The 23,327-nt window shown below is 71.2% G+C and carries 23 protein-coding genes and 3 tRNA genes; 16 read left to right on the forward strand and 10 right to left on the reverse strand.

All coding sequences use genetic code 11. The features are described 5' to 3' along the window. Positions 1 to 15: 15 nt before the first annotated feature. The 6 genes from AB0B76_RS01070 (at position 16) to AB0B76_RS01095 (ending at position 3,963) form a co-directional block, all read left to right on the forward strand. A tRNA-Arg gene (locus tag AB0B76_RS01070) sits at positions 16 to 88 on the forward strand. Positions 89 to 173: 85 nt separating this feature from the next. Further along, the gene (locus AB0B76_RS01075; protein ID WP_360367295.1) at positions 174 to 1,886 is read left to right on the forward strand and encodes a hypothetical protein; all 1,713 of its coding nucleotides are present in this window, start codon (positions 174 to 176) and stop codon (positions 1,884 to 1,886) included. A 34-nt stretch (positions 1,887 to 1,920) separates the two neighbouring features. Continuing rightward, positions 1,921 to 1,993 (forward strand) — tRNA-Val (locus AB0B76_RS01080). A 95-nt stretch (positions 1,994 to 2,088) separates the two neighbouring features. Continuing rightward, complete coding sequence (locus tag AB0B76_RS01085; protein ID WP_360367298.1) at positions 2,089 to 2,346, forward strand: hypothetical protein; 258 nt, start codon at positions 2,089 to 2,091, stop codon at positions 2,344 to 2,346. 128 nt (positions 2,347 to 2,474) lie between these two features. Further along, positions 2,475 to 2,547, forward strand: a tRNA-Ser gene (locus AB0B76_RS01090). Between the two features lie 96 nt (positions 2,548 to 2,643). Next, positions 2,644 to 3,963 (forward strand): PQQ-binding-like beta-propeller repeat protein, encoded by a 1,320-nt coding sequence (locus AB0B76_RS01095; protein ID WP_360367301.1) that lies wholly within the window; start codon positions 2,644 to 2,646, stop codon positions 3,961 to 3,963. Here the strand turns inward: AB0B76_RS01095 and AB0B76_RS01100 are convergent. After that, on the reverse strand, positions 3,960 to 4,667 hold the full coding sequence (locus tag AB0B76_RS01100) for a metallophosphoesterase (protein WP_360367304.1): 708 nt from the start codon (positions 4,665 to 4,667) through the stop codon (positions 3,960 to 3,962). The genes AB0B76_RS01095 and AB0B76_RS01100 overlap by 4 nt on opposite strands. A gap of 56 nt (positions 4,668 to 4,723) precedes the next feature. Continuing rightward, entirely contained in the window at positions 4,724 to 5,281 is a 558-nt protein-coding gene (locus AB0B76_RS01105) for a helix-turn-helix domain-containing protein (protein ID WP_360367307.1), read from the reverse strand. A 75-nt stretch (positions 5,282 to 5,356) separates the two neighbouring features. Between AB0B76_RS01105 and AB0B76_RS01110 the strand changes: the two genes are divergently transcribed. The 3 genes from AB0B76_RS01110 to AB0B76_RS01120 are packed head-to-tail and all read left to right on the forward strand — an operon-like array spanning position 5,357 to position 7,957. Then, entirely contained in the window at positions 5,357 to 6,010 is a 654-nt protein-coding gene (locus tag AB0B76_RS01110) for an AzlC family ABC transporter permease (RefSeq protein WP_360367310.1), read from the forward strand. Continuing rightward, positions 6,007 to 6,315, forward strand: coding sequence for an AzlD domain-containing protein (locus tag AB0B76_RS01115; RefSeq protein WP_360367313.1), 309 nt, complete (start codon positions 6,007 to 6,009; stop codon positions 6,313 to 6,315). The genes AB0B76_RS01110 and AB0B76_RS01115 overlap by 4 nt, the downstream gene beginning before the upstream one ends. A 13-nt stretch (positions 6,316 to 6,328) precedes the next feature. After that, positions 6,329 to 7,957 (forward strand): fumarate hydratase, encoded by a 1,629-nt coding sequence (locus tag AB0B76_RS01120; RefSeq protein ID WP_360367316.1) that lies wholly within the window; start codon positions 6,329 to 6,331, stop codon positions 7,955 to 7,957. 156 nt (positions 7,958 to 8,113) lie between these two features. Here the strand turns inward: AB0B76_RS01120 and AB0B76_RS01125 are convergent, their stop codons facing one another. Beyond that, a complete protein-coding gene (locus AB0B76_RS01125) occupies positions 8,114 to 8,647 on the reverse strand; it encodes an Lrp/AsnC family transcriptional regulator (protein WP_360367319.1) in 534 nt (177 codons plus the stop codon). Positions 8,648 to 8,698: 51 nt separating this feature from the next. Between AB0B76_RS01125 and hppD the strand changes: the two genes are divergently transcribed. The 4 genes from hppD to hisC all read left to right on the forward strand — a co-directional run bounded on the left by hppD (position 8,699) and on the right by hisC (position 12,611). Beyond that, positions 8,699 to 9,856 carry a 4-hydroxyphenylpyruvate dioxygenase gene (gene hppD / locus AB0B76_RS01130; protein WP_360367321.1) on the forward strand — a complete coding sequence of 386 codons (1,158 nt, stop codon included), beginning with the start codon at positions 8,699 to 8,701 and terminating at the stop codon, positions 9,854 to 9,856. A gap of 220 nt (positions 9,857 to 10,076) precedes the next feature. Next, the gene (locus tag AB0B76_RS01135) at positions 10,077 to 10,589 is read left to right on the forward strand and encodes an RDD family protein (RefSeq protein WP_360367324.1); all 513 of its coding nucleotides are present in this window, start codon (positions 10,077 to 10,079) and stop codon (positions 10,587 to 10,589) included. 16 nt (positions 10,590 to 10,605) lie between these two features. Beyond that, a complete protein-coding gene (locus tag AB0B76_RS01140; protein WP_360367327.1) occupies positions 10,606 to 11,580 on the forward strand; it encodes an RDD family protein in 975 nt (324 codons plus the stop codon). Next, positions 11,577 to 12,611, forward strand: a complete 1,035-nt coding sequence (gene hisC, locus AB0B76_RS01145; protein WP_360367330.1) for a histidinol-phosphate transaminase — start codon at positions 11,577 to 11,579, stop codon at positions 12,609 to 12,611. The genes AB0B76_RS01140 and hisC overlap by 4 nt, the downstream gene beginning before the upstream one ends. A gap of 25 nt (positions 12,612 to 12,636) precedes the next feature. On the opposite strand, the gene AB0B76_RS01150 is transcribed toward hisC, so the two are convergent. The 3 genes from AB0B76_RS01150 to AB0B76_RS01160 all read right to left on the reverse strand — a co-directional run bounded on the left by AB0B76_RS01150 (position 12,637) and on the right by AB0B76_RS01160 (position 17,394). Beyond that, positions 12,637 to 14,022 carry a PQQ-binding-like beta-propeller repeat protein gene (locus tag AB0B76_RS01150; protein WP_360367333.1) on the reverse strand — a complete coding sequence of 462 codons (1,386 nt, stop codon included), beginning with the start codon at positions 14,020 to 14,022 and terminating at the stop codon, positions 12,637 to 12,639. A gap of 989 nt (positions 14,023 to 15,011) precedes the next feature. Then, complete coding sequence (fahA, locus tag AB0B76_RS01155) at positions 15,012 to 16,220, reverse strand: fumarylacetoacetase (protein ID WP_360367336.1); 1,209 nt, start codon at positions 16,218 to 16,220, stop codon at positions 15,012 to 15,014. A gap of 292 nt (positions 16,221 to 16,512) precedes the next feature. Continuing rightward, positions 16,513 to 17,394, reverse strand: a complete 882-nt coding sequence (locus tag AB0B76_RS01160; RefSeq protein ID WP_360367339.1) for a hypothetical protein — start codon at positions 17,392 to 17,394, stop codon at positions 16,513 to 16,515. Between the two features lie 129 nt (positions 17,395 to 17,523). Between AB0B76_RS01160 and AB0B76_RS01165 the strand changes: the two genes are divergently transcribed. Further along, positions 17,524 to 18,687, forward strand: a complete 1,164-nt coding sequence (locus tag AB0B76_RS01165; protein ID WP_360367342.1) for a homogentisate 1,2-dioxygenase domain-containing protein — start codon at positions 17,524 to 17,526, stop codon at positions 18,685 to 18,687. Here the strand turns inward: AB0B76_RS01165 and ispF are convergent. Further along, positions 18,684 to 19,160, reverse strand: coding sequence for a 2-C-methyl-D-erythritol 2,4-cyclodiphosphate synthase (gene ispF, locus AB0B76_RS01170; protein WP_360368659.1), 477 nt, complete (start codon positions 19,158 to 19,160; stop codon positions 18,684 to 18,686). The genes AB0B76_RS01165 and ispF overlap by 4 nt on opposite strands. A gap of 102 nt (positions 19,161 to 19,262) precedes the next feature. On the opposite strand from ispF, the gene AB0B76_RS01175 reads away from it, so the two are divergent. After that, positions 19,263 to 19,967, forward strand: a complete 705-nt coding sequence (locus AB0B76_RS01175) for a VTT domain-containing protein (RefSeq protein ID WP_360367345.1) — start codon at positions 19,263 to 19,265, stop codon at positions 19,965 to 19,967. A 24-nt stretch (positions 19,968 to 19,991) separates the two neighbouring features. On the opposite strand, the gene ispD is transcribed toward AB0B76_RS01175, so the two are convergent. Next, positions 19,992 to 20,675 (reverse strand): 2-C-methyl-D-erythritol 4-phosphate cytidylyltransferase, encoded by a 684-nt coding sequence (ispD, locus tag AB0B76_RS01180; RefSeq protein WP_360367348.1) that lies wholly within the window; start codon positions 20,673 to 20,675, stop codon positions 19,992 to 19,994. A 41-nt stretch (positions 20,676 to 20,716) separates the two neighbouring features. After that, a complete protein-coding gene (locus AB0B76_RS01185) occupies positions 20,717 to 21,202 on the reverse strand; it encodes a CarD family transcriptional regulator (protein WP_360367351.1) in 486 nt (161 codons plus the stop codon). 622 nt (positions 21,203 to 21,824) lie between these two features. Between AB0B76_RS01185 and AB0B76_RS01190 the strand changes: the two genes are divergently transcribed. Then, a complete protein-coding gene (locus tag AB0B76_RS01190; protein ID WP_360367354.1) occupies positions 21,825 to 22,322 on the forward strand; it encodes a hypothetical protein in 498 nt (165 codons plus the stop codon). Here the strand turns inward: AB0B76_RS01190 and AB0B76_RS01195 are convergent. After that, positions 22,311 to 23,327 carry a type III polyketide synthase gene (locus tag AB0B76_RS01195; RefSeq protein WP_360368662.1) on the reverse strand — a complete coding sequence of 339 codons (1,017 nt, stop codon included), beginning with the start codon at positions 23,325 to 23,327 and terminating at the stop codon, positions 22,311 to 22,313. The genes AB0B76_RS01190 and AB0B76_RS01195 overlap by 12 nt on opposite strands.

Consider the following 23,327-nt stretch of genomic DNA (forward strand, 5'->3'; position numbering starts at 1 on the left):
AGACTCGCCCGCGGCGGGGCCGTAGCGCAGAGGTAGACGCATCGGACTGCGGATCCGAAGGACGCCGGTTCGACTCCGGCCGGCCCCGCCCTCGAGCACCCGACGAAGAGCGCCCTACGAAGACCGCGCGACGAAGACCACGCGACGAAAGACCACGCGACGAAGGAGGACGGTTGCGAACGCTGCATCCGTCCGCGGTGCCGGCCACGATGATCGAGAAGGCGACCGAGCGCCGCCTGGCGGGCGACTGGCCCGGCGCCTGCGCCGCCGCGGGCGTCGTCGTGCACGTCGACCTGGCCACGATGCGGCGGCACTTCGGCACCGAGGTGGCCGGGGCGCTCGAGGCCGACCTGCGCCACCTCGTGCCCGACCTCCTGCGCTGGCATTTCCCCCGCGACCGCAACGGCTTCCCGCGCACCGACGCGTTCTACCCGCTGGCGCTCCTGCCCGACGACCACGGGCTGTTCGCACGCGCAAGGCCCGGCGAGCACCGCATCGACCTGCGCATCGACCGCCTGGTCGAGCAGCCGGGCCGGCGGGACGACACCTTCGTGCTCCTGCGGGATCGTTGGGATTCCCGGTGTACCGCGGAAATCCTGGCCCGATCCGGAGGAGTCACGCGGCTGCCGTTCTTCACCGCGGCGGGCGCGCGCCACGCAACGGAGGACGGCTCGCCCGAGGGCCGCGTCGAGTCCGCCCTGGGGCTCGACGAACGCGGCCGGCACGCCGCGGCGTGGGCCGTCGCCGGGTACGACCTCCAGGTCCTCCTCTTCGACCGCCGCTTCGGCCGCGACCGCCTCGACCCCGCCGCGTTCGCCATCGACCCGGCCGAGCGCAACCGGGCCCGCGGCGCCGCGGTCGAGCGCTCGCTGGCCTGGCCGCGCCCGGTCCACGCGACGTTGCGGGAGGCCGCGCGCCGCACCCTCGCCTACGTGCGGGAACTCCGCGCCGCCGCCCCCTGGCCCCGCCCGGGCGTCGTGGGGCCGTCGCCGCACCCGATGACCGAGGTCAACGACCACCTGGGCCTGGTACGCATCGACGTACGCGGCCGCACGATCGTGCTCGACGGCGCCCGGGCGCGACTGCTGACCCGCGGGCCCTACCACGAGACCGACGCGTCCCGCCGCGACGCCGAGCTCGACGAGTTCGGCACGACGATCGAGCGCATCCCGGTCGTCCCGCCGGTGCTGGTCCGCCGCCCCGAGGAGCTCGACGCCCTGCTCCGGGGCCCGGCGCGGCTGCACCCGCTGGTCCATCGGGCGCTGTTTCCAGAAGCGCCGGCGGCGGTACCGCCGGAGCCGGCCCGGCTGCGCACGACCCTCCGTGTGCAGTGCGACCACGCGACCCACGAGATCACCATGCGCGCCGGCGAGATCGTCGTGCCGCACACCTCCGCCGAGATCGACCGCGAGCTCGCCCTGTCCGCCCTCGGCGGCGCCCTCCAGGGCTGCGTCGCCGCGCGCGAGGGCTGGCGCGCCGCGGACATCCGCCCGCCGCGCCCGGTGCGCCACCTGCAGGTCGAGCTGCTGCACGTCATCCGGCACGGCGACACCGCCGCGGTACTCGACGCCCTGGCGCGGGGCCTGGACCCGCACGTGCGCCTGCCCGCACACGGCGAGACCCTCCTGCACCGCCTCCCCCTGCTCCCGGGCGGCGAGGGCCTGCTGCCTGCGCTCCTGACGGCCGGCCTGGACCCGAACGCACGCGACCGCCGGGCCCGCACCCCGCTGCACGAGGCCGTCGCGCGAGGCTCCGAACACCTGGTCCGCGCCTTACTGAAGGCCGGCGCCGACCCGAAGGCGCGGTCGCACCCGAGCGGCTACGTGAACATGGCGGGCTTCACGGGCCGCAAGGACCTGGCCTTCCTGCGCCCCTTGCTCCAATGACACCGGAACCCGGCGCCGTAGACTCCGGCGCGGCAGGGCCGTAGCGCAGAGGTAGTCGCACCGCCTTCACAGGGCGGGGAACGCCGGTTCGACTCCGGCCGGCTCTGCCCCTCATCACCCGGAAGGCAACCCCCGAACGGCAGCGTTGTCGAGCCACGTGGCGGGTACCGCCCGAATCCCCGGACTCGGCAGGATCGAAGACGTGTCGAAGCCGCAAGGAGCGCCCGGCATCGTCGTCGCCCTCAACCTGCTCGCCGCGCTATGGGTCATCGGGGGCCTGGCCAGCGTGTCCACGCTCTGGCCGAGCGACGGCCCCTACGACCGCCCGACCGAGGCCGAGCTCGCCCCGGCCCTGACCGTGGCCTTCATCGCCGGCCTGGCCGCGACCGTCGCCGTGAGCGCCGCCGCAATCGTGAAATACCTGTCCAGGCGCGGCGAGGCCCCGGAGCTGGAGTCCTGAACCGCTGGGCCGCCGTTACCTGCCGCGTCGATCCAGGGGGCGACCCGCGGCCGGCCGCACACCGCGTCGGCCTCGCCGGCATGGCCGACGCCGCCGAGGAGCGGTGACGCTCTAGACTGCCGCGTGGCAGAGCCGTAGCGCAGAGGTCGACGCACCGCCTTGCTCAGGCGAAGGACGCCGGTTCGATTCCGGCCGGCTCTGCCCTGGACCGGAGCGTCACGTTCGGGTGAATCGGCGCGACACGGGCAAAAGGCGTCATCCGGCGGATTATCATGCCGCGGCGCTACGCTCGCGGCCGTGGCTAGGGGAGCGGTCCGCAACTTCGAGACGGCGCTCGGTGCGATCGGGGTGCTGGCGCTCATCATCACCGCCATCATCATCACCGGCTGGAACCCGCTGCCCAAGGTTGGTGACTGGTGGGAGAAGGTTGCCGACAGCACCGGGAAACTGTCCACCCCCGACACGACGTGGACCGAGCGCGTGGGCGGGCAGCCCTCGTCGGCCGTTGTCGCCGGTACCGCCGCCATCGTCAGCATGCGCGGCACCGTTGAAGGCCGGTCGCTGACCTCCGGCCAGGTGCTGTGGACCAGGGAGGCCGACTGGGCCGGGGTCGCGGGCGACGGCGGGAACGTGGTCGCGATCGTCGGGCGGCGCGGGACCGGGCTCGAGGCCCTCGACCCCGGCACCGGGACGGCGCGGTGGAAGGACGGCGAGGCGGTCGGGGCGTGGACGTTCCGGGACTCGGTGCTGACGATCGCGTGCGGCAAGCTCAGCGACTGCACGCTCACCGCGCGGGCGCCGCGCGACGGGGCGCAGATCTGGAAGCTCACGCTGCCGGGCATCGGGCGGGTGCTCAACGGCATCAACAGCGACCTGCTCGGCACCGAGGTCAAGGCCGATGCGTACCGCGACGCGATCGGGGCCATGCCGCGCACGATCCCGGCGATGCTCGGGTTCCCGATCGACCAGAAGGTGAAGGTCGTCGACACCGGGCGCGGCAAGCTACTGCCGGAGGAGAGCGTCTCGAACACCACGCGGGTCGTGGTCGCGGGCGGGCGCGTGCTGGTGTCGACGGCGGCGCCGAAGGACGGCAACTGCCGGTACAGCCTCGAGGCCCGCGACGCGAGCACCGGCAAGGCGGTGTGGAAGAAGGACGGGTACGACCTGCACACCGCCTCCGGCGCCGGCTGCGAGCAGCGGCACGACCCGTCCGGGGCCGACACCGTGCTGATCGCGACCCGCGGCGACAACCGCGAGGTGTTCCTGTCGCCGCGCGACGGGCGCGAGATGTGGGCCGGGGCCGACGGCGACGAGATCGTGGCGGCTGACAGCCAGTACGGGCTGGTCCGGTCCAACGGCGGCAAGACGCTCGCGGTCGTCGGGTTCGACAAGGGCGGGCGGCTGTGGCAGAAGGACGTGCCGGCGAAGGCGGACATCGCCGTGTCGCGGTACGCGGTGCTCGTGCGCGACTCCACCGGCGGGCACCTGATCGCCTACGCGCCCGCCGACGGCCGCACGCTCATCGACGCGAAGACCACCGCGGACGTGCTCGGCATCGGCGAGCACGGGCTGATGGTCGGGCGGGGCCGGACCATCGGGTACCTGCCCTTCGGTTAGAGGATCTTGTACGTCGAGGTCAGCCGCCCGCCGGTGTACTGGTGGAACACGAGGGCCGGGCGGTCGTCGTAGTCCATCCCGTCCGTCTCGCGCTCCCAGGGCATGATCAGTGTCGACTTGATGCCGGGCGCGATGACGAGCGGCACGCCCGCGAACGTGGTCACCGTCGGCGTGTGGAAGTGCCCGCACAGCACCGCGACGACGTTCGGGTGGCGGCGGATCACGGCCTCGAGGCGCTCCTCGCCGAACTGCCGCAGCCGGTCGGCGTACGGGTGCTCGAGCGCGATCGGCGGGTGGTGGAAGCACACGAACGCGGGGCCGTCGATCGACAGGGCCTCGTCGAGCCACTCGATGTTCTCGATGAACCCCTCGTCCTTGCCGGGGATGGTCGAGTCGACCAGGGCGAAGAGCACATCCCCGACGCATTCGACGCGGTTGAGCGGACCCAGGCCGGCGGCGACGAACTCTTCCCGCCGATCGTGATTGCCCGGCAGATGGAGCAGTGGTACGTCGAGCCGCTTGAACAACATCTTGAGCTGCTCGTACTCGTCGGGCTGCCCGTGGTCGGCGAGGTCTCCGGTGAGCAGGACCGCGTCCACCTGGCGGTGCAGGCCGAGCAGGTAGTCGACGACCCTCGTGGTCCGCTCGACGATGCGCCGGCCGCCGTCCACGTGGGTGTCGCTGACGTGCGCGATGAGCGTCATGTGGTGACGCTAAGGAGCGGGCTCAGGCGGTACAACGTCCAATTGCGGATCCGCGGTCAGCGATGCTCCATGATCAGCGCGAACGACGTATGAGGGGCCAGGGCCTCGTAGCCGTGCGCGACGTCGCCGGCGAAGGAGGCGTAGTCGTGGACGTCGAGGTCGACCGGTGAGTCCTCGGGGCCGACCCGGAGCCGTCCGCTGATCATCACGACGTGCTCGATCGTGCCGGGCAGGTGGGCGTCGGCCTTGCGGGCGCCGATGGGCTCGACACGCATCAGGTAGATGTCCCGGCGTACGCCGGGCGGGCAGGTCGCGAGCAGGGTACCGATGAAATCCGCCTGTTCGGACTTCACCGTCGGACCCTCGCCGGCCCGGATCACGCGGGGCGCGGTCGGCGGCGGCTCGACCAGCCGGCTGAACGGCACGTTGAGCGCCACGGCCAGGGCCCACAGCGTCTCGATGTTGGGGTTGCCGGCCCCCGACTCGAGCTGGCTGAGCGTCGACTTGGCGATGCCCGCGCGCTTGGCGACCTCGCTGAGCGACAGCTTCTCGCGCTCCCGCTCGCGGCGCAGCGCCGCGGCGATCAGGTCGATCGGGGGCTTGTTGGGGTCCAAGGCAGCTTCCGTTCGGTGCGTCGAACGATTCATTCGGCTTGACGAACACTCGCGATGGGTCCAGCATACCGAACTATGCGTTCGATTCTCCGAACAGATCCGCTCGTCCGCGACGTGGCAGCGCTGTGCGCGGCGGCCATGGTCGTCGGGCTGTCGTTCGGCGCGATCGCCTCGGCCGCCGGGGTGCCGCTGTCGAAGATCATCGCCATGAACGCGCTGGTGTACGCGGGCGGCGCCCAGTTCCTCGCCGTCGGGCTGATCGGCGCCGGGGCCACCGCCGCCGCGATCGTGCTCGCCGGGCTGCTGCTCAACGCGCGGCACCTGCCGTTCGGCCTGGCGATCGGCAACGAGGTGCTCGGCCGGCGCCGCATTCTGGGCAGCCACCTGATGACCGACGAGTCGGTCGCGTTCGCGCTGGCCCAGGACGATCCGGCCCGCCGCCGCCGGGCCTACTGGCTCACCGGCATCAGCCTGTACCTGACCTGGAACTTCTCGGCCGCGGTGGGGGCGATCGCCGGGTCCGCGCTCGGCGATCCGGACGTGTTCGGCATCGACGCGGCGTTCCCGGCCGCGCTGCTGGCGCTGACGCTGCCTTCGTTGAAAGAGCGTGCGGCTGTACGTGTGGCAGTCGCCGGCGCCGCCCTGGCCCTCGCCGCCACGCCGTTCCTGCCCGCGGGTCTGCCCGTGCTCGTCGCCCTGCTGGCCCTGCCCCTGGCGAGGAAAAAATGAGCTGGATCGCGATTCTCGTCCTCGCGGCGGGCACCTACGCCTTCCGGTTCGCGGGGCCCGTCCTGCGCGAGCGGGTCTCGGTGTCGGAGAACGTCAAGCGGTACCTCGCGCTCGCCGCCATCGCACTGCTCGCCGCACTCATCGCCACCGCCGCGCTGCTGGAGGGCACCCACTTCGTCGGAATCGCCCGCCCCGCCGGAGTACTGGTGGGGGCGGTACTGGCGTGGCGGAAGGCGCCGTTCGTCGTCGTCGTGGTGGCCGCGGCACTGACGGCGGCCCTGCTCAGGGTCGCCGGGGTCGAGTAATACAGTCGTGGGCATGCCCGAATTCGCGTTCTCGCCGCTGCTGCCGCTCGGACCCGACACCACCGAATACCGCCTGGTCACCAGCGACGGAGTCGGCCGCGACGGGCGGTTCCTGACGATCGAGCCGGAGGCGCTGACCCGCCTCACCGACGAGGCCATGCACGACATCGCGCACTACCTGCGCCCGGCCCACCTGACCCAGCTGCGCTCGATCATCGACGACCCCCAGGCCTCGCCGAACGACCGGTTCGTCGCCCTCGACCTGCTGCGCAACGCCAACATCGCCGCGGGCGGGATCCTGCCCATGTGCCAGGACACCGGCACCGCGATCGTGATGGGCAAGCGCGGCCGCTTCGTGCTCACCGACGGCAACGACGAGGCCGCGATCGCCCGCGGCGTGTTCGACGCCTACACGCGCCTCAACCTGCGCTACTCGCAGCTCGCCCCGCTGACCATGTGGGACGAGAAGAACACCGGCTCCAACCTGCCGGCGCAGATCGAGTTGTACGCCGAGGGCGACGACGCGTACAAATTCCTCTTCATGGCCAAGGGCGGCGGCTCGGCCAACAAGAGCTACCTGTACCAGGAGACCAAGGCCCTGCTCAACCCGACCCGCATGATGCAGTTCCTCGAGGAGAAGCTGCGTCTCATCGGTACCGCGGCCTGCCCGCCCTACCACCTGGCGGTCGTGATCGGCGGCACCTCGGGCGAGCACGCGCTCAAGACGGCGAAGCTGGCCTCGGCGAAGTACCTCGACACCCTGCCGGTCTCGGGTTCGCCGGTCGGCCACGGCTTCCGTGACCTGGAGCTGGAGGCCGAGGTCCTCCAGCTCACGCGCGAGTTCGGGATCGGGGCCCAGTTCGGCGGCCGGTACTTCTGCCACGACGTCCGCGTCGTGCGCCTCCCCCGCCACGGCGCCTCCTGCCCCGTCGCGATCGCCGTCTCCTGCTCGGCCGACCGCCAGGCCGTCGGCAAGATCAACGAGCAGGGCGTCTGGCTGGAGCAGCTCGAGCGCGACCCGGCCCGCTTCCTGCCCGACGTCACCGACGAGCACCTCGACGACGACGTGGTGTCCGTGGACCTCAACCGCCCGATGGCGGAGATCCGCGCCCAGCTGTCGCAACTGCCGGTCAAGACGCGCCTGTCGCTGACCGGCCCGCTCGTCGTGGCCCGCGACATCGCCCACGCCAAGATCGCCGAGCGCCTCGACGCGGGCGAGCCGATGCCGCAGTACATGCGCGATCACGCCGTCTACTACGCCGGCCCGGCCAAGACCCCGGAGGGCTACGCCTCGGGCTCGTTCGGCCCCACGACGGCGGGCCGCATGGACTCGTACGTGGAAAAGTTCCAGGCCGCGGGCGGCTCGATGATCATGCTGGCCAAGGGGAACCGCTCCAAGCAGGTGACGAACGCCTGCCACCAGTACGGCGGCTTCTACCTCGGCTCGATCGGCGGCCCGGCGGCCCGGCTGGCCCAGGACTGCATCAAGCACGTGGAGGTGCTGGAGTACCCGGAGCTGGGTATGGAGGCCGTCTGGAAGATCGACGTCGTCGACTTCCCGGCCTTCATCGTGGTCGACGACAAGGGCAACGACTTCTTCGCCGAGGTGACGAAGCCGGTCCTGACCGTCGGCCGCCGGTAGCACTCACGACGCCGCTCGCCATCGGGGCTGGTTCTCGCCGGCGTTCCGCCCGCCGGTGCCGTGGTCTTCGGCGCCGGCGGCTTCGTCGTCGTCTTCGTCTTGGCCGGCGAGCCGGAACGGATCGGATTCGCGACCATTCGCGATCGGTTGATGCGCTCAGCGGTCGTCGGCGGCCGCGGCGGCGACCAGGGGCAGCACGCGGTACGGGATCTGCGAGGCCAGGGCGATGATCGTCGAGGAGCGCAGAATCCCCTCGAAGCTCATCACCCGGTCGATCACCCGCTGCAGGTCCGCGTTCGAGCGCGCCACCATCCGGCACAGCAGGTCGCCCGACCCGGTGATCGTGTGGACCTCCAGCACCTCCGGGATGTCCGACAGGTGGGCCGAGACCGGGTCGTGGCCGAAGCGCTGACGGATCTCCAGCGTCACGAACGCGGTCACCGCGTAGCCGAGGGCCGCCGGGTCGACGTCCGGCCCGTGGCCGCGGATCACGCCGCGGGCGGCCAGGCGGTCGAGGCGCGCCTGGACGGTGCCCCGCGCGACGCCGAGGCGGCGGGAGCACTCCAGGACGCCGATGCGCGGCTCGGCGTACAGCAGGCTTATGAGGCGTGCATCGAGAACATCGATTTCATTGGACAATATGCTCACCGGTACCCGTCGAAAATGCCGCCAATTGTGCAACTTGACCATGCAGAATAGCGTTCCTTGCCCAACATCGGAAAATCGGGCGACGCTACACGTATGACCCGCGCCATCGAAGACCTGACCGAGCTCATCGGGGCCGTCGAGCACGACGCCTCCCACGACCCCTTCCCGCTCACCGGGCTCGATCACGTCCGGTTCTACGTCGGCAACGCCAAGCAGGCGGCGCATTTCTACTCGACCGCGTTCGGCATGACGCTGCTGGCGTACCGCGGGCCGGAGCAGGGTCACCGCGACCACGCCGAGTACGTGCTGAAGTCCGGCTCGGCGACCTTCGTCTTCGCCGGCGGCGTGCACCGCCAGGCCGAGGCCACCCAGCACTACGAGCGCCACGGCGACGGCATCGCCGACATCGCGCTCGAGGTGCCCGACGTCGACACCGCGTTCGCCTACGCCGTGCGCCAGGGCGCCACGCCGCTGGAGGAGCCGCACGACGAGCAGGACGAGCACGGCATCGTGCGCCGGGCCGCGATCGCGACGTACGGCGAAACCCGCCACACGCTCGTCGACCGCTCGCGCTACTCCGGCCCGTTCCTGCCCGGTTTCGTCGCGCGCGGGCCGATCGTCGCGCCGCCGGCCAAGCGGTACTTCCAGGCCGTCGACCACGTCGTCGGCAATGTGGAGCTCGGCCGGATGGACGAGTGGGTCGGCTTCTACCGCCGGGTCATGGGCTTCACGAACATGGCCGAGTTCGTCGGCGACGACATCGCCACCGAGTACTCCGCACTCATGAGCAAGGTCGTCGCGAGCGGCACCCGCAAGGTCAAGTTCCCGCTCAACGAGCCGGCGGTGTCGCGCAAGAAGTCGCAGATCGACGAGTACCTCGAGTTCTACGGCGGCCCCGGGGCGCAGCACATCGCGCTGGCGACGAACGACATCCTGCGCACCGTCGACGAGATGCGGGCGGCCGGCGTCGAGTTCCTCACGACCCCCGACTCGTACTACGAAGATCCCGAACTGCGCGCCCGCATCGGCCAGGTGCGCGCGCCGATCGAGGAGCTGAAGGCGCGCGGCATCCTCGTGGACCGCGACGAGGACGGGTACCTCCTGCAGATCTTCACCAAGCCCGTCCAGGACCGCCCGACGGTGTTCTTCGAGCTGATCGAGCGGCACGGGTCGCTCGGCTTCGGCAAGGGCAACTTCAAGGCGCTCTTCGAGGCGATCGAGCGAGAGCAGGAACTTCGCGGGAACCTGTAACACTGTTCGGGTGACATATCCGGGCCAGCCACCGCCGGGTGGTGCCCCGAACTCCGGGGCGCCGTCCGGTCATCCGCAGGGTTATCAACAAGGTTATCCACAAGGTGGGTACCCGCCCGGCGGTTATCCACAGGTCAGCGGCGCTCCGGCGGGTTATCCACAGCCCGGTTATCCACAGCCCCTGGGTTATCCACAGGGTGCCTATGCGGTACCGCCGCCCGTGCCGCGGGCCCCGAACGGCATGCCCCTGGCGAACTTCGGCGACCGGCTGCTCGCGGTGCTGATCGACGGCGCCGTGCTGGTCGGCGTGTCGCTGGTGCTGGCGATCCCGACCGTCCTCGGCATGGTCGCGGCCATCGCCGGCGCGGCCGCCACCTCCTCGTCCAGCGAGGCCCCGAGCGCGGGCCTGCTGTTCGGCCTGCCGCTGCTCATCGAGCTGTTGTACGTGTTGCTGGTGCTCGTCGCCGGGTACGTCTACCACGTCGAGATGTTCGGCCGCACCGGCGTCACCTGGGGCAAGCGTGCGATGAAGCTGCAGCTGATCCGCCTCGACGACCTGTCCGCGCCGGTCGACCGCGGCGTGCTCGCCAAGCGCTGGGCGACGCAGAGCCTCGTCGGCGCCGTCGTACCGTTCTTCTCCTGGGTCGACGGTCTGTGGCAACTGTGGGACAAGCCGTACCAGCAGTGCCTGCACGACAAGGCGGCGGGGACAATTGTGGTGAAGGTCGGATGAGCGGTACGGAGGGTTTGTGACAGCGCCCGGTTGGTACAAGGATCCTGCGGACCAGAACGTCCAGCGGTACTGGGACGGCGAGGGCTGGATCGGCGAGCCGGTCCCGGCCTCGGAGCCCGCCCCGGCTGCGCCGCCGGTGATCGCCGAGAAGCCGGTCACCCCGGCCGCGCCGGCAACGCCAACGCCGCCGTCCCCGGTGATCACCATGCCCGGTGCACCGTTGCCGCAGGGTGCGGTGGTACTCCCACCGGGCACTCCGATCCCGCCGGGCGGATTCCCGCCCGGGCAGCTGCCGCCGGGCGCGATCGTGCTCCCGCCGGGCACGCCCCTGCCGCCCGGACTCCTGCCGCAGGGCCAGCTGCCGGCCGGCGCGGTGCAGGTGCTGCTGCCGCCGCAGGCCGGTTTCGCGGTGCCGGCGCAGATCCGCCCGCACGGCTACGCCCTCGCCCCGCTCGGCAAGCGGCTCCTCGCCCGCCTCGTCGACATCCTCGTGGTCGCCGTGATCATCGCGATCGCGACGGGCTTCCTGATTTATCAGTACGTCAAGGAGGTCGGCCCGGTCATGGCGGAGATCTACCGCCGCCAGGCCGCCGGCCAGTCCTTCAGCGACGTGACGACCTCGGACCGCGCGCAGTACCTGCAGATCATCATCCTGATCCTGATCGCCGCGATCTGGTTCGCCTACGAGGTCCCGTCCAACGCGGGCAGCGGCCAGACCCTCGGCAAGCGCCTCCTGAAGATCAAGGTCGTGGGGCTCGACGCCGACCAGCCGCTGGGCTTCGGCCGCGCGATCCGCCGCTGGAACCCGCTGGGCCTGTGGGTCCTGCTGTGGACGTGCGGGATCGGCTTCGTGCTGCAGTTCATCGACGCCCTCTCCCCGGTGATCGACTGGCCAATGCACCGCGCCATCCACGACCGCGCGGCCGGCACCGTCGTGGTGATGGCCGACCGCGACCCCGATTTCGCCCCGACTCCCGGAGATCTGCCATGAGCCTCACCCGCCCGGACCTGGATGCCCTGCCCGCCTACGTCCCCGGCCGCAGCGTGCCCGGCGCCATCAAGCTGGCCAGCAACGAGGTCCCCTACGGCCCCCTCCCCGGCGTGGTCGAGGCCGTGACCGCGGCCGTCGCCGGCGTGCATCGCTACCCCGACATGGGCGTGACCGAGCTGCGCGCGCGCCTGGCCGACCGCCTGGGCGTCGACTCCGAGCGGGTGGCGACCGGCTGCGGCTCCGTGGCGCTGTTCGAGCACCTGTTCCGCGTCGCCTGCCTGCCCGGCGACGAGGTCGTCTATGCCTGGCGTTCCTTCGAGGCGTACCCCATCATCGGCGCCACCACCGCCGCGAAGAGCGTGCGCGTGCCGAACACCGGGGCCCACGCCCACGACCTGAACGCGATGGCCGACGCGATCACGGAGCGCACGCGGATCGTCATCGTCTGCAACCCGAACAACCCGACGGGCACCGCGGTCCGCAAGGCCGAGCTGGACGCCTTCATCGACCGGGTGCCCGCGAACGTGATCGTGGCCCTGGACGAGGCCTACCGCGAGTTCGTCACGGACCCCGACGTGCCCGACGGCCTGCGGGAGTACGGTGACCGCCCCAACGTGGTGGTCCTGCGCACGCTGTCGAAGGCCTGGGGCCTGGCCGGCCTGCGCATCGGCTACCTGGTCGGCTCGCCGGAGGTGGCCGCGGCGGTGCGCAAGGTCGTCACCCCGTTCTCGACGTCGCTGGCGGCCCAGGCCGCGGCCCTCGCCGCGCTCGACGCCGAGGCCGAGATGCGCCGCCGGGTCGACCTGGTCGTGGCCGAGCGGACGCGCGTGGTCGAGGCGGTGCGCAAGGTGTACCCGGACGTGCCGGAGACCCAGTCCAACTTCTTCTGGCTGCCCCTGGGCGACCAGTCCGCCGACTTCGCCGCGACCCAGGAGCGAGCGGGCGTGATCGTGCGCTCCTTCCAGGGCGACGGCGTCCGCGTCACCATCGGCACCCCGGAGGAGAACGACGCCTTCCTCGGGGCCCTCTGACCTCGCGCGTGGGTCCTGGCCGGGATCAGCCGATGCCGACCAGGACCACGGTGTCCTGGCTGAAGTAGTATTTGTCGTCGATCTCGGATTCCTTGGTGGTCTGCAGGCGCTCGATCACCAGGTACCCGGCGTGCAGGTAGTACATGCTGTACACGAACCGGTCCGCCGGCCGGATGCGCAGCTCGGTGCTCGACGTGACCGCGCCGGTCTCCAGGTTCAGCACCAGCAGCTGGTACTCGGTATTGATCACGTAGAAGTTGCGCTGGTCCCCGCCGATCAGGCGGCCCGAAACCTCGGACATCCACAGGCGCTTGCCCGTCGAGCGGGAGTACGCCCAGATGTACCCGCCGGTCATCTGCTGCGCGACCACGTCCCCGACCGCGATCACCGTGTCCTTGTCGGCGACGGGCTCCGGCTTCACGGTGCGGTCGGCGGCGAGCGACCAGTACGAGGCCGTGATCGTGCCCAGCCCCGCGGCGGCGTCGGTGTACGACACGACGCCCTCCCCGGTCGGCGCGGCCTTGAACATCGTGCAGCCGGACCGGCCGAGCTGGCACGACGACGGCTCGATGAACCAGTTGGAGACGTTGTCGGTACCGAGCGACGCCCCCGGCGGCCGCCAGGTACTCAGCAGCACGCCGCTCGCCGCGTCGTACATCTCCAGGGTGGCCGGCTTGGCGCAGGTGTTCTTCACGAAGTACGTGTCCGGGCCCGTCCAGTCGTTGGACCGGCACCCCGGCTCGGTCGTGAACGAACGCGTCCACTTGATCGTGCCGTTGACCGGGTCGATCCCCTCGACGACGTCCTTGCCGGTGGCGATGACGACCGGCTGCCGATCGACCGTGGACGCGCTGACGAACAGATCCTCGGGCAACCACATGGTCTTGGCCCCGGTACGCCGCCCCGTGAACGACTCACCATCCGCCGGGTCGATCTTCGCCTGCCAGACGATGTCGCCCTTCTCCGCGTCGAGCGCGACGATCTCGCCGTCCGACCACTTCGTGATCACGACCGACATGCCGACCCCGCTGGCGGGCTTCTCCACCTCGACGATCGACACCACCTCGGCCGGCCACCGCCGGTACGACCAGTGCGGCGTGTTCATCCGCTGCGCCGTGACCGGAGTGTCGGCAAAGACCCGCCGCTGCTCCGTGTACACCCGCAGCCGCCCCTCGACGATCAACGGCGCCGCCGGCAGCTCCGAGTACTGGATCGCCTTGATCGGCTCGGCCGAGGGCACCGGCTTGTCGGCGCGGCTGACGGTCTCGGCGGGCTTCAACGTACGGTAGGCGGTGATACCCATGGCGAAGAGCACCACGAGGACGAGCAGCCCGGTGAGCACGAACCGCACCGGCCGCGACCAGCTACGCGGCGACACCAGCCGCCGGAGCCCGTCCGCTCTCGTCCCCATAACCACCTCCGCCGCGCACGATACCTGCCTGATGCGAAACAACGCGCACGGCGACCGTCGATCCGCAGAAGACTCACACCGCGTTCCCACCGCCCCGTGACATTCTTCGCGCTCCATCCGAGCGAGCCAGATCACCCAATCGAGTCGGCCACGCCTGGGGACGCCGGCGCCCTGCGTTCGGCGGAAACCCGGCCCTGCATTTCAGAGCCGCAGCACTCGTCCACATTCCGGCGCTCGACCCGAAGCACACCGCCACCCGCCCGCGGCCGCACAACGCCCGCCCCCGCACGCAGCCGCACGCCACTTGCCCGCCCTGCGGTCATGGGCGACTCGCCCACTCGCCCACCCGCACACGCTTGCCAGCCAACAGCCGCGCACCGCTCGCCCCGCCACGCGGGCATGGGCCTTGCCCGCCCCTCGGGCATGGTCCACTCGCCCACCCGCGCACGCGTGCCAGCCAACAGCCGCACGCCGCTCGTCCCGCCACGCGGGCATGGGTCACTTGCCCGTCCCGGGGGCATGGGCCGCCGCCGCCCGTGGCCGCGAGCCGGCGCCAGACGGCCACGGCTGAGCGCGCGGCGGGACGCGGGAGGCACGACCGGTAACGGCCGTCGCCGCCATGCGTCCACAAGCACGACGGGCAGCGAGCCCGCAGCCGGCCCGCCCAAGCGCACGCGACGGAGTTCGCCACGCGGTGGGATGTGCCGCTTGCCCACCCCGCGGTCATGGGCCGCCGCCGCCCGTGGCCGCGAGCCGGCGCCAGACGGCCACGGCTGAGCGCGCGGCGGGACGCGGGAGGCGGGAGGCACGACCGCTAACGGCCGCCGCCATGCGTCGACAAGCACGACGGGCAGCGAGCCCGCAGCCGGCCCGCCCAAGCGCACGCGACGGAGCTCGCCACGCGGTGGGATGTGCCGCACGTGAGGCCCAATCGCCTCCCGGAGCGACGCCGCAGACCGGCGGCTCGCCCATCGTCACAAGGTTGCCGCTCACTCCGGCTTGGTGATCGTGCCCGTCACCTCCCCGAAGCCGATCCGCGCCCCGCCCGCGCCCGGCGCCGTCGCGGTGATCGTCACCGTGTCGCCGTCGAGCAGGAACGACCGCGCGGTGCCGTCGGCGAGCTGGATCGGCCGCGCCCCGTTCCAGGTCCGCTCGATGAACGACCCGGTCTGCTCGGCCTCGGCCCCGCTCACCGTCCCCGAGGCGTAAAGGTCCCCGGTCCGCGCCCAGGCCCCGTTGACCGTCATGTGCGCCAGCTGCTGCGCCGGCGTCCAATACATCCCCGCGAACGGCGGCCGGGAGACCAGCGTGCCGTTCCAGAAAATCTCAATCCCGATGTCGTACCCGTAGTGCTCCCCCGCCCGCAGATAAGGCAGCACGGGAGGCACCTGCGGCGGCCCGGGCACCCGCGCCGCGTCGAGCGCGTCGAGCGGCACCACCCACGGCGAGACCGACGTCCGGAACGACTTGCCCAGGAACGGCCCCAGCGGCTGGTACTCCCACGCCTGCAGATCCCGCGCCGACCAGTCGTTGACGAGCACCGCCCCGAACACGTGCTCGCGGAAGTCGTCGATCGCGACCGCCCCCTCCGACGGCACCCCGACCACGAACCCGACCTCGGCCTCGATGTCCAGCCGCAGCGAGGCCCCGAACGCGGGCGCATCGTCGTCGGGCGACTTGCGCTGCCCGTGCGGCCGCGGCACCTCGGTCCCGGACACGACCACGGTGCCGGCGCGCCCGTGGTACCCGACGGGCAGGTGCTTCCAGTTCGGCAGCAGCGCCTCCCCGCCGGGCCGGAACAGCCGGCCCAGGTTCGTCGCATGCTCCTCGGACGAGTAGAAGTCGACGTAGTCGGCGACCTCGAACGGCAGCTCGAGGCGCACGTCGGCGACCGACAGCAGCAGCGGCTCGATCGACTCCTGATACCGCCCGGCGCTTAGCAGCTCGACCAGCCGCTCCCGCACCCGGGCCCAGACCGGCCGCCCGGCCGCCATGAACCGGTTGAGCGTCCCCTGCCCGAGAAAGGCCCCGCCCGCATCGACGAGCCCGCGCCCCTCGGCCGCCGCGAGGTTGAGGATCCGATCCCCGATCCGCACCCCGGTCCAGCGGAACCGGTCCTGCCCGAACGCGCAGTACGGCAGGTTCTCCACCCCGAACGGATCACCCTCGGCCAGCTCCAGCCACGCCGCACCGCTCATCGCACACCTCCCGCGACCGAAGCCCGCTCGACTCCCTCGTCGACCTCACGAACCACGAACGCGACACCGGCAACATGCCCAACGGCGACGTCGGATCGCGCACCCCGGACAGAAGGCCGGCCCGCCGGCAGGATCAGGCGCTGCGGGAGCCCGGGCGACGACGGCCGCAACAACGCCGGCGACCGCGGCACCGAGGGGGACAGGACCAGCGCCCGCGGAAGCATCGGCCGCCGCGGCAATGGGGACAGCGCGTGCGGAAGAGCCAGCCAACGCAAGGTGCGCAGCATGGTCCTCATTGCGGCCCCCCCGGCCGCGGCCGGTCGAGCAGCCCCAGGGTCACCAGGTCGCCCACCGGGTCCTGGACGCTGCAGCTGCCGAACCCCACCCACAGCGGTCGCTCGCGGTCGAGGTCCGGGCGGATGCGATCGGCCAGGGACTGGGTCTCGGTCGTGGACAGGAGCAGGGCGAGGTCGGCCGGGTCGGCGCCGTCGGCGGCGGCCACGACCGCGGCCAGGATGTTCAGGAAGCCGTGGTGGACCAGGCCCGTCTCGGCGTCGGTGTGGCGGACCGCGTGGTGCAGGCCCGCGGTGAGCTTGAACGGCAGGTCGCGGTCGCGGCAGGCGGCGATGACGGCGGCGAGCTCGGTCGGGCTCGGGAAGAGCTCCGCGGCCAGCCCGCCGGTGCGGAACTTCGCGGCGACGGGCAGCCCCTCGGCGCGCAGGGCGGCGATGGCGTCGAGGCCCGACATGAGGCCCCAGGCGAGCGGCACCTCCAGGTACCACTGCAAAGGCCCCTCGCACTTCCGCATGAGCGCCGCGAGCCGCTCGATGCCGGGCAGCGGGTCCTCGCCCCGCTTCGCGACCGGGCTCTCCAGCTGCCGGGTGCCCTCCGGAAGATCACCCAGAGCGGGCTCGATGGCGGAGGGCTCGCCGATGAGGCCGAGCTCCAGGTCCGGAGAGGCACCGGACGAGAAGGAGGGGTGATTTGCGGCGACGGCGACGAAGTCGGACCGGTCGCCGATGGGCAGCAGGAGGGGGCCGATGAGCTGGGCATACCAGCTCCGGCGATGGCCGGCATGGGCGGGCACGGCGTCGGTCAGCGGTGCACTGCCGGGCGGAAACACGGCAGCATCGTCGACCAGTGCGTTCAGCAGGGGTGGCACTGCGTTTGACACGGCTTCCGAATCTAGTGGACGCTTTACAGGGCGGACAACTTCGTCCGTTATCCGGACACTCCAATCCACCGCCGGCCGACTTCGTCTCGGGCGACGAGGCCTGTGTCGCATGACAGCTGGAGGACCGTGATGCCGTACTACCGCCGCGTCGGTGAGGTGCCACCGAAGCGCCACACCCAGTTTCGCCAGCCGGACGGCTCGCTGTTCGCGGAAGAGCTGATGGGGCAGGAGGGTTTTTCGAGCGACTCGTCGCTGCTCTATCACCGGCATCGACCGACCGCGATCAACTCGGCGGTGCCGTTCGAGCCGCCGGCCTGGTCGCGGGTGCCGAACCTGCCACTCAAGCCGCGCCACCTGCAGACCGGCAAGCTCGGCGGCGGCCCGGCGGACGCGGTGCTCGGGCGGCAGCACCTGCTCGCCAATGACGACGTGCGCATCTCGTACGTCGAGGCGACCGAGCCCTCGCCCCTCTACCGCAACGCGGTCGGCGACGAGTGCCTGTATGTGTCGGCCGGCGCGATGACGCTCGAGTCGACCTTCGGCCGGCTGGAGCTGACCGAGGGCGACTACGCGATCATCCCGACCTCGATCATCCACCGGCTCGTGCCGGGCGATGGTGGGGTGAAGCTGCTGACGATCGAAGCGACCGGACACATCGGACCCCCGCGGCGCTATCTCTCCGTGCGTGGACAGTTCCTGGAGCACGCCCCCTACTGCGAACGGGATCTACGCGCCCCAGCGGAGCCCATCATCACGGAGGGGTACGACATTTCCGTGTTGGTGCAGCACCGCCGGGGCTGGACCGAGCACATTTACGCAAATCACCCGTTCGACGTGGTCGGGTGGGACGGCTGCCTGTACCCGTGGGCCTTCTCCATCCACGACTTCGAGCCGATCACCGGGCGCGTGCACCAGCCGCCGCCGGTACACCAGACGTTCGAGGGGCCCAACTTCGTCATCTGCTCGTTCGTGCCGCGCAAGGTCGACTACCACCCGCTGGCGATCCCGGTGCCGTACAACCACCACAACGTCGACTCCGACGAGGTGCTGTTCTACACGGGCGGCAACTACGAGGCCCGGCGCGGCTCCGGCATCGACCAGGGCTCCATCTCCCTGCACCCGAGCGGCTTCACCCACGGCCCGCAGCCGGGGGCGGTCGAGCGCGCGATCGGCGCGGAGGCGTTCGACGAGCTCGCGGTCATGGTCGACACCTTCCGGCCGCTCGACCTGTGCGAGCCGGCCCTCGCCATCGAGGACACCGGGTACGCCTGGTCGTGGGCGAGAAACGCCTAGTGCTGTTTGACCACCGGGTAGATCAACGCGACGGCGGTGGCGGCCAGGCCCTCGCCGCGGCCGGTGAAGCCGAGGCCGTCGGTGGTGGTCCCGGACAGCCGCACGATGGCCCCGAGCGCGTCGTGCATGACGCGCTCGGCCTCTGCGCGCCGCTTGCTGATCTTCGGCTTGACCCCGATCACCTGCACGGCCACGTTGCTGATCTCGAAGCCGGCGTCGCGGATCAGCCGGGCGGTCTCGTGCAGGAGCGTGACGCCCGAGGCGCCCGCCCACTCGGGCCGCGACGTGCCGAAGTTCGCCCCGAGATCACCCAGGCCGGCCGCGGAGAGCAGTGCGTCGCAGATCGCGTGCGCGGCGACGTCGCCGTCGGAGTGCCCGGCGAGCCCGTCGACGCCCTCCCACTTGAGCCCGGCGACCCAGCAGTCACGGCCGGAGGCGAAGGCATGGACATCGGTACCGTTCCCGATCAGCATCACTTCGGGAGGGTACGACGTCCGGTGCGCCACCGTGAACCTTCGGTCGCCGAACCGCCGCACGGGTCGGCAGGCTGGCGGATGAGGCCTACGCTGGGTCGGGTGCGCAGCGATCAGACGACCCCGACGACCCACAATCCGTGGTGGCGCACCGGAGCCGCAGTTCGCTTCGGTCTGCTTGCCGTGATCGTGGTGACCCTGTCCGTAGTCATCATCATCGCTCACCCGACCCGCGCGTCCCTCGCCCAAGCGGTCGGCCACAACCCGATGGCCCCGTTCATCGCCATCGCCGGCTCGGCCGTGCTGACCACCGCGCTCGCGCCCCGCACGCTGCTGGCCGGCGTCGGCGGGCTGGTGTTCGGCTTCACGAGTGGCGTGCTGTACATCATGCTCGGCATCACCCTGGGCGCGCTGATCGCGCACACGGTGGGCCGCTTCCTGGGCCGCGACTTCATGGCCCGCCACCTCAGCGGCCGCCTGCTCGCGATGGAGCAGGCCGTCGCCAAGCGCGGCATGCTCGCGATCGTGATCTCCCGGATGATCCCGCTGGTGCCCTTCGGCGTCGCGAACTACATCTTCGGGACCACGAGCGTGCGCATCGGCGCGTTCCTGGCCGGCACCGTGGTCGGAGCGCTGCCGGCCACGCTGGCGTACTCGGCGCTCGGCTCGGCCACGGCCCGCGGCGACACGGTGGGCATTACGATCGCCGGTGTGGTCATCGCCACGCTCGGCATCGGCGGCTCGGTGGGCAGCCTGCTGATCTGGCGCCGCCGCCCGCGTAAGACGCCCACGCCCGCCGCCGCATAAGCGGACGGCGAAGCAACAAGAGGCCTAAAGAAACAGCGCGGCGACTTCCAGGTCGAACGGCCGGGTGATCTTCAGCGCCGCCTCGGCCCCGGGCACCGTGAACACGGTGATCCCGATGCGTTCGGCCATGCCGGCATCGTCGGTGTGCTCGTCGACGGCGGACTCGTGCGCCTTCACGAGCACATCGCGCCGAAAGCCCTGCGGCGTCTGTACCGCACGCAGGGAGGACCGGTCCACGGTCGCCACGACCTCGCCGGAATCCGAGACCTGCTTGATGGTGTCGACCACCGGAAGAACGGGTATGACGGCGCCGTGCCCCCCACGAACGGCTGCCGCCACGGACTCCACCAGCTCCGGTGGGGTCAGCGCCCGCGCCGCGTCATGGACGAGCACGATGTCGAAGCGTTCGGGAACCGCGGCGAGCGCCGCGGCGACCGAGGCCTGCCGGGTCGCCCCGCCGGGCACGACCGTCACCGGGGCGACGGGCGCGAGCAGCTCCGCCACCGACTCCACGGAGTCGGCCGGCGCGGCGACCACGATGCAGCCGACACTGGGCGCGAGCGCGAGGCGCCGCACGGCGTGCACGAGAAGGGGCTCGCCGCCCAGGAGTCGAAGTGCCTTGGGGCCACCGGGTCCGAGTCGGACCCCCATACCGGCCGCAGGCACGAGGACCGCGACGTCACCACGCACAGACAAGTGCGCCGTCACGTCGCGGTCCTCGGTATCGAAGGGATAGCCAGGCTGGATCGTCAGGCCTCGGTCAACACCTTGTCGAGCAGCGACTCCGCCTCGTCCTTGGTGCTCTTCTCGGCGAGCGCCACCTCGCCGACCAGAATGTCCCGCGCCTTGGCGAGCATGCGCTTCTCGCCGGCCGACAGACCGCGCTCACGGTCACGACGCCACAGGTCACGGACGACCTCAGCGACCTTGAGCGGATTGCCGGAGGCCAGCTTCTCCAGATTCGCCTTGTACCGCCGCGACCAGTTGGTCGGCTCCTCGGTGTGCGGAGCACGGAGGACGTCGAAGACCTTCGTCAGGCCTTCTTCACCAACCACCTCGCGCACGCCGACGATCTCGGCGTTCTCGGCGGGCACCCGCACCGTCAGGTCACCCTGAGCGACCCTGAGGACGAGGTACAGCTTTTCCTCGCCCTTGATGACGCGAGTCTCGATTGCCTCGATGAGTGCGGCCCCGTGGTGGGGGTAGACAACGGTCTCGCCGACACTGAAAACCATAGGTTCGAAACCCCTTTCGCTGTGTCTAGGGTAACACGGTCACGCGCTGACAGCCCACCCCAGACAGCAGCATTCGCGCAGGTCAGAACACATGTGAGTCCCCTTTCTCCCGCTTGACAGAAATCGTGGGACCTGCTGTGTAGCGGATCAACAACGCGGAGCACGCGCAAATAGCCTGGCAGTCGGACATATCCGATTGATTACGGCAAGTGTCCACCCTCGCACGCGCTGGGTCCAGAACCGACACTCTCAGTGACGTGACCAGCGGCGGAGCGTAGATGATACGCATAGATCTCGATGCAGTCACCACTGGCGTACTGCCGGAAGGTGAGGGAAAGTTGAGGCAGGTGCGAGGAGAACAGCGATGGGCGCGCTGAGGGATGACAACGGCGGTGGTGAGCGACCACAAGAGGGTGGTGGCCTCCCCGATCTCCCGCCTGAGTGGGGAACGATCATCATTCCCGACGATCCCGGCGCACTCGACGACGAAGGCGCCCCGATCCGCCGGCAATTCCGCCGCACCGCTATCCGTCGGCGCTGGCGCCGCCGGCTGCACCTGAGGCCGGAGCCCGCGCGGCGGACCACGGATGATTCGCCGGGTCTCGCGGTACCACTGCTGATCATGATGATCGCGATCATCGCGACCCTCGTGAGCCTCTTCGCCGTCGCGTGGCCCGGGAACGCCCCCAAGACCGCGCCCAAGGTCGGCTCGCCCACCACCGCGCCCGCCGCGGTGTCGCTGACCGGCGTCAGCCTGCAGGATGCCGACGGCAAACCGGTCGGGCTCGTCGAGCTGACCCCGGCCGTGGTGCTGCTCGTGGACGGTTGCTCATGCGAGCAGCTCATCCGCAGTACCGTCGACGCCGCCGCAGCCGCGAAGGACACCATCAAGGTCGTGGTGGTCGCGACCCGCCCGCCGACCCTGCCCGGCCAGCTCAACCCGAAGGTGACGGTGCGCTCCCTCGGCGACCCCAACGGCTCGCTGCGCGCGTCGGTGCCCGACCTGGCCGGCGACCGCACCACCGCCGCGGTGCTCGTCGACTACCACGGCAAACTGGTCAAGGCGGTCCGCTCGGTGACCACGCCGGACCCGTTCGCGTCCGAACTGTCAGGCCTGTAGGAGCGCCCCGTAGAGGGTGAGGCCGGGGCCGAAGGCGAGCGCGACCGTCGTGCGCGGCGGCCCCGCGGCGCGGCGGCGCAGGGCGTCGATGATCAGCAGTACCGTCGGCGAGGAGCAGTTCCCGTGCTCGGCCAGGGTGCCGCGGGACTCCGCCAGGGCGGCCTCGGGCAGCGCGAGCTCGTCCCGGACGACGTCGAGAATCCGAGGGCCCCCCGGGTGTACCGCCCAGGCGTCCACATCCCGAGCCGTCATCCCCCGCGGACCCAGCAGCCGGTCGACGAGATCGGCGACGTAGATCGACAGCACGTCGGGCACCCGCGGCGACAGCCCCATCCGGAAGCCCAGATCGGTGACGTCCCACGTCATGTGGTCGGCGGTGGCCGTGTCGGTGACCGCGGCGATGTCGGCCACGAGCGCGCCGGCGCCGTCCGGCACCAGCACCACGGCGGCCGCGGCGTCGGAGAACAGCGCATGCGCCACGATCTGCTGCGGGTCGTCGCTCGGCGGCTGCACGTGCAGGCTGGTCAGCTCCAGGCAGAGCAGCACCGCCGGCCGGCCCCGCGCGGCCACGTAGTCCGAGGCGGCGCCGAGCCCGGGCAGCGCCGCGTAGCAGCCCATGTGCCCGATGAAGAGCCGCTGCGTGTCGGCCGCCATGCCCAGGTCGCGGGCGAGCAGGATGTCGAGCCCGGGCGTGGCGTAGCCGGTGCACGAGCACACCACGAACAGCCCGATCTCGTCCGGGCGCAGTCCCGCGGCGTCCAAGGCCCCGCTGACCGCGTCCTTGCCGAGGGGGAGAGCCTCGGTGAGGTACCGACTCATGCGTTTGGCCGTCGACCACGACGACGCGTCCTCCAGCAACGGGTTGACCGCCCCGTGGCGTGTGACGACGCCCGAGTTGGCGAAGATCCGCTTGGCCAGCCCGCGCCGGGGTCCATCGTAATGCCGCCTGAAATAGCCGTCCCACACCTCGTCCTGGCGCATCTGCCCGGGAAACGTCACGTACAT

Source organism: Dactylosporangium sp. NPDC049140 (genome assembly GCF_040648435.1).

What these genes read in the sequence shown, in the direction of transcription:
- AB0B76_RS01100 (WP_360367304.1), bottom strand. Translation starts at nt 4,667, where the DNA reads ATGACGCTCATCGCGCACGTCAGCGACACCCACGTGGACGGCGGCCGG.
- AB0B76_RS01110 (WP_360367310.1), top strand. Translation starts at nt 5,357, where the DNA reads ATGCGTTCGATTCTCCGAACAGATCCGCTCGTCCGCGACGTGGCAGCG.
- AB0B76_RS01115 (WP_360367313.1), top strand. Translation starts at nt 6,007, where the DNA reads ATGAGCTGGATCGCGATTCTCGTCCTCGCGGCGGGCACCTACGCCTTC.
- AB0B76_RS01120 (WP_360367316.1), top strand. Translation starts at nt 6,329, where the DNA reads ATGCCCGAATTCGCGTTCTCGCCGCTGCTGCCGCTCGGACCCGACACC.
- AB0B76_RS01125 (WP_360367319.1), bottom strand. Translation starts at nt 8,647, where the DNA reads ATGGTCAAGTTGCACAATTGGCGGCATTTTCGACGGGTACCGGTGAGC.
- hppD (WP_360367321.1), top strand. Translation starts at nt 8,699, where the DNA reads ATGACCCGCGCCATCGAAGACCTGACCGAGCTCATCGGGGCCGTCGAG.
- hisC (WP_360367330.1), top strand. Translation starts at nt 11,577, where the DNA reads ATGAGCCTCACCCGCCCGGACCTGGATGCCCTGCCCGCCTACGTCCCC.
- AB0B76_RS01150 (WP_360367333.1), bottom strand. Translation starts at nt 14,022, where the DNA reads ATGGGGACGAGAGCGGACGGGCTCCGGCGGCTGGTGTCGCCGCGTAGC.
- fahA (WP_360367336.1), bottom strand. Translation starts at nt 16,220, where the DNA reads ATGAGCGGTGCGGCGTGGCTGGAGCTGGCCGAGGGTGATCCGTTCGGG.
- AB0B76_RS01165 (WP_360367342.1), top strand. Translation starts at nt 17,524, where the DNA reads ATGCCGTACTACCGCCGCGTCGGTGAGGTGCCACCGAAGCGCCACACC.
- ispF (WP_360368659.1), bottom strand. Translation starts at nt 19,160, where the DNA reads ATGCTGATCGGGAACGGTACCGATGTCCATGCCTTCGCCTCCGGCCGT.
- AB0B76_RS01185 (WP_360367351.1), bottom strand. Translation starts at nt 21,202, where the DNA reads ATGGTTTTCAGTGTCGGCGAGACCGTTGTCTACCCCCACCACGGGGCC.
- AB0B76_RS01190 (WP_360367354.1), top strand. Translation starts at nt 21,825, where the DNA reads ATGATGATCGCGATCATCGCGACCCTCGTGAGCCTCTTCGCCGTCGCG.
- AB0B76_RS01195 (WP_360368662.1), bottom strand. Translation starts at nt 23,327, where the DNA reads ATGTACGTGACGTTTCCCGGGCAGATGCGCCAGGACGAGGTGTGGGAC.